Origin of the sequence: Vibrio genomosp. F10 str. 9ZD137 (assembly GCF_049974785.1) — a bacterium.
Lineage (GTDB): Bacteria > Pseudomonadota > Gammaproteobacteria > Enterobacterales > Vibrionaceae > Vibrio.
Genome location: NZ_JBNGCJ010000446.1, coordinates 1 through 3691, shown reverse-complemented (window position 1 = coordinate 3691; position 3691 = coordinate 1). Strand labels below are relative to the sequence as shown.

The 3691-nt window shown below is 42.8% G+C and carries 5 protein-coding genes; 4 read left to right on the top strand and 1 reads right to left on the bottom strand.

What is annotated here, in order from left to right; genetic code table 11:
- The coding region (locus tag ACP45E_RS10680) for a DUF2982 domain-containing protein (RefSeq protein ID WP_069584992.1) at positions 1-676 on the bottom strand (676 nt) is incomplete at its 3' end.
- A 205-nt stretch (positions 677-881) separates the two neighbouring features.
- Here ACP45E_RS10680 and ACP45E_RS10675 point away from each other — a divergent pair.
- From ACP45E_RS10675 to ACP45E_RS10660, 4 genes are all read left to right on the top strand, one after another.
- Positions 882-1244 carry a hypothetical protein gene (locus ACP45E_RS10675; protein ID WP_017033452.1) on the top strand — a complete coding sequence of 121 codons (363 nt, stop codon included), beginning with the start codon at positions 882-884 and terminating at the stop codon, positions 1242-1244.
- A 424-nt stretch (positions 1245-1668) separates the two neighbouring features.
- Complete coding sequence (locus ACP45E_RS10670) at positions 1669-2766, top strand: TRAP transporter substrate-binding protein (RefSeq protein ID WP_017033451.1); 1098 nt, start codon at positions 1669-1671, stop codon at positions 2764-2766.
- A 131-nt stretch (positions 2767-2897) separates the two neighbouring features.
- Positions 2898-3425 carry a TRAP transporter small permease subunit gene (locus ACP45E_RS10665; protein ID WP_017033450.1) on the top strand — a complete coding sequence of 176 codons (528 nt, stop codon included), beginning with the start codon at positions 2898-2900 and terminating at the stop codon, positions 3423-3425.
- Positions 3426-3436: 11 nt separating this feature from the next.
- Positions 3437-3691: TRAP transporter large permease subunit (locus ACP45E_RS10660; protein ID WP_141707293.1), on the top strand; the 255-nt coding region annotated here is incomplete at its 3' end.

The following is a 3691-nucleotide window of genomic DNA, read 5'->3' as shown; positions in this document are numbered from 1 at the left end:
CTGATCCGCTCTTCCGATCTAATCCCACAAAACTCCCTTCATCTCTATCCAAGTCATTAGTCGAGATAAAAATATCAAACCCAAGTGCAGCTCTTTGATGAGCCATTCGGTTACCCAGCATCGCCCTTAATCCATCATACTGTTTTCCTGATTGGGTGGTATGGGGTGAAGAGTCTAAAACAAGATCTTCAAAGGGCTTGTTTCCAATCGAGGAATCGCGCTTATCTTGCATATTACGGAGCCCGGTATACAGCAGTGCTCGTTGGCTCAAGAGTATCTCGCTCGCGATTCTAGGGCATATACTGTCGAGGTAAGGGGAATAGTGCCTCAATTTTATCCCTATCCAGGGGAGCGGTATTTGAAGGCCACTTTTTTCGATATGACACAGATCTATTTTTTCTATGTCGCTCCATCTAACCACCCAACCTCCTTTGTGCAAATGTTGTTGAAAGTGAGTGGCTGTGAGTGTGTAGGAGACCTTAGAGCGTTGAATAAGTGCATAGCTTGTAATAGCAATGATTAAGGTGGTGATAACCATGATCGTCGCGGTTTTCACACTCAAAAACCAGTAAATTAAGATCAAATATACCATCGTCACGACGATGAATGCGGGCCTAAAAGCAGCCAATGTGTTATCGAGGTTATGATTGGAAAGGTGCTGGCTCTGCATTTTCATCGCTGGTTATTGACCTATGTATAGATAATCAGTGGTTCTTTTAAGTGGGCAATGTGACTGTTTAAATTATAGCCATAGTTGGGTTTTGAGCGCATTTTTCAACGACAATATCGCTAATTCCCTACAAATACGCGCGTTTTTTTGGTATAAATCGCGCTTCAAATTTTCACCACTGTATCGTTGCAGTGAAATGGAGAAATACTCGATGAGACTTGCTCATAAGCGTAAAGTGCAGATGAAACTGCAAAAGCGCATTAAAACGACAGTTGCCACTGTTAAAGCAGCCCCAAAAGCGAAGCCTGTTGCTGAAGAAGCAGTAAAAGCACCAGTGAAAGCGGTTGTTGCGAAAACAGTGGAGGTTGCATTAACACCTAAACAGCAACAAGTATTAGACATCGTTGTTAGCAATGCCGAAGGTATTAACCCGAAAGGTATCGGCCTTGCCGCTGGTCAAGAAGAAGCAAAAGCGGCTTCTTGGGCGACAGGCGCACTAAAAAAACTACTGGAAGAAAACCTTGTAGAAAAAGAACAGTTAGCGGGTAACAAAGTTATCTATAAATCTGTTTAATCGGTTTGTTTCTTAAGTTTAAGCCTCGCTTTTGCGAGGCTTTTTTCTATCTGTTTATCATCATCTTATTGTGTCTGTCATTTTTCACTATCTTTGGCCGAATATTACCCTTTACACCCCGATTCCCCGCAGATTCGCTTTAGTGCATATACACATGTCACAACTTATGAACAAATGTATAACTATTCGATTCGGTATCTACCTACGTAATCTCTCATTATTTTTATGTGGGTTAAAAATCAAGTTATTGAATTTTAGGGATTTTAAATTTTATCCTACGTAGTTATACGTACCACCAAAGTTTAACGCCCGCTTTCCTCTCCATTCTTATTGCGTGTTCTCGCTGATTCTATTTTTTCCTGTTTGGTTAATGCTAAATAACGACATAAGCCTAGATGGCTACCACTAAACAAAGGACGTAGATATGAGTCTTATTACTTGCTCTCTAAAGAGAGTACTGAAAAACAGTACAGTGATTGCCACTGCCTGCTTAGCAATGATGGCAACTTCAGCCACTGCAGCAGAAAAAGTTTACCGCCTCAAGCTCGCAGAGACGTGGGGTGCAAACTTCCCAATTTTCGGTGATGCAACGAAAAACATGGCAAAAATGGCAGAAGAGATGTCAAACGGTCGTTTACAGATCCGTATAGACTCTGCGAATAAACACAAAGCGCCTCTGGGCGTGTTTGATATGGTGAAATCGGGTCAATATGACATGGGGCATTCCGCGTCATACTACTGGAAAGGCAAAGTACCGAATACTTTGTATTTCACGTCAATGCCATTCGGTATGCTTCCTACTGAGCAGTACGCTTGGTTCTACCACGGTGGCGGTATGGAGTTGATGGAGAAGGTGTACTCTCCACATAACTTGATGTCGTTCCCTGGTGGTAATACCGATACTCAAATGGGTGGTTGGTTCCAAAAAGAAATTAACTCGGTTGAAGATCTTCAAGGTCTGAAAATGCGTATTCCGGGTTTCGCCGGTGAAATATTGGCAGAGCTAGGTGCAAAACCAACGAACATCGCACCGGGTGAACTGTACACGTCTCTTGAGCGTCGTACGATTGATGCTCTTGAGTGGGTTGGACCTTCACTAGACCTTCGTATGGGCTTCCACAAAATTGCACCTTACTACTACACAGGTTGGCATGAGCCAGGAACGGAACTTCAATTCCTAGTGAACAAGCGTACATGGGAAAAATTACCTGCAGATCTTCAAGCTATCTTAACAGTGGCAATGAAAACAGCAGCCTACGACATGTACACCCAATCTAAGCATGAAAGTGGCAAAAACTGGGCATCGATTAAATCAGAGTACCCGAACGTACAGGTAAAAGATTTCCCAGAAGAAGTTATCTCAGCTTTGGAAGAGGCGAACACTCGTCTACTAAAAGAGCATGCAGATAAAGATGCACTTGCAAAAGAAATCCAAGAGTCACAAGCGGCGTATATTGATCAGGTTCGTCCATGGTCAGATATTTCACACCGAGCTTACTTGAACAGCCAAGCTGCAAAATAAAACCCAAATAGATGCGATGGAAACACCATCGCATCGAAGAAGCCCAAGAAACACTTATTATTAAGCGCCACTCATAGGTAACCTTGTTACGGATGAAGTGGCGCACTTTTCAAAATTCCATGGAGTTCGGAATGAGAAGCCTAATTTATATCGAACGAATATTTAATCGAATTGGAGATATGCTTGGATGGTTATCGAGCATGTTATTCATTTTACTCGTCATCAATGTCGTCTATGACGTAGTCATGCGATATGTCTTCAATGACGTGTCGATTGCGTTTCAAGAGATGGAGTGGCATTTATTTTCTGCTGTGTTCCTGCTTGGCGTGCCTTATGCGATTAAAGCAGGGGGGCACGTTCGCGTTGACATATTCTATGAACGTTTATCCCACAAAGCTCAGGCCATCATTGATTTAGCTGGTTGCTTTCTGTTTCTCTTTCCTTTTTGTCTTTTGGTTACCTGGTACGGCGTGGACTTCGCTAAAGAGAGTTATGCACTCGGAGAAACCTCTGGGGATCCCGGTGGTTTACCCTACCGATGGATCATTAAAAGTATTATTCCATTGTCATTTTTCTTTATGGCAGTGAGCGGAGTGGGTCTTGTTTTGCACTCGCTTAATAAGATATTCAACCCTCATCTAATCCACTCTACCAAATAAAGGATATTGTTATGATCGGAATAGTAATGTTCTTTGTTGCACTGTTTGCACTGTTGCTGGGATTCCCTGTTGCCTTCACATTTGGCGGTATTGCACTGATCTTTGGTGTTTGGGCGGAAGGCATTGAAATGTTTGCTTTCATGCCTTATCGAATCCAATCAATCATGGAGAACACCGTTTTAATGGCCGTCCCCCTGTTTGTTTTCATGGGTTTAGTGCTACAAAAAACGCGTTTAGCTGAGCAGTTGCTCGAATCGATGGGCCGA

Bases quoted from the DNA above. Each gene is read 5' to 3' on its own strand.
- ACP45E_RS10670 (WP_017033451.1), top strand. From the start codon at position 1,669: ATGAGTCTTATTACTTGCTCTCTAAAGAGAGTACTGAAAAACAGTACA.
- ACP45E_RS10665 (WP_017033450.1), top strand. From the start codon at position 2,898: ATGAGAAGCCTAATTTATATCGAACGAATATTTAATCGAATTGGAGAT.
- ACP45E_RS10675 (WP_017033452.1), top strand. From the start codon at position 882: ATGAGACTTGCTCATAAGCGTAAAGTGCAGATGAAACTGCAAAAGCGC.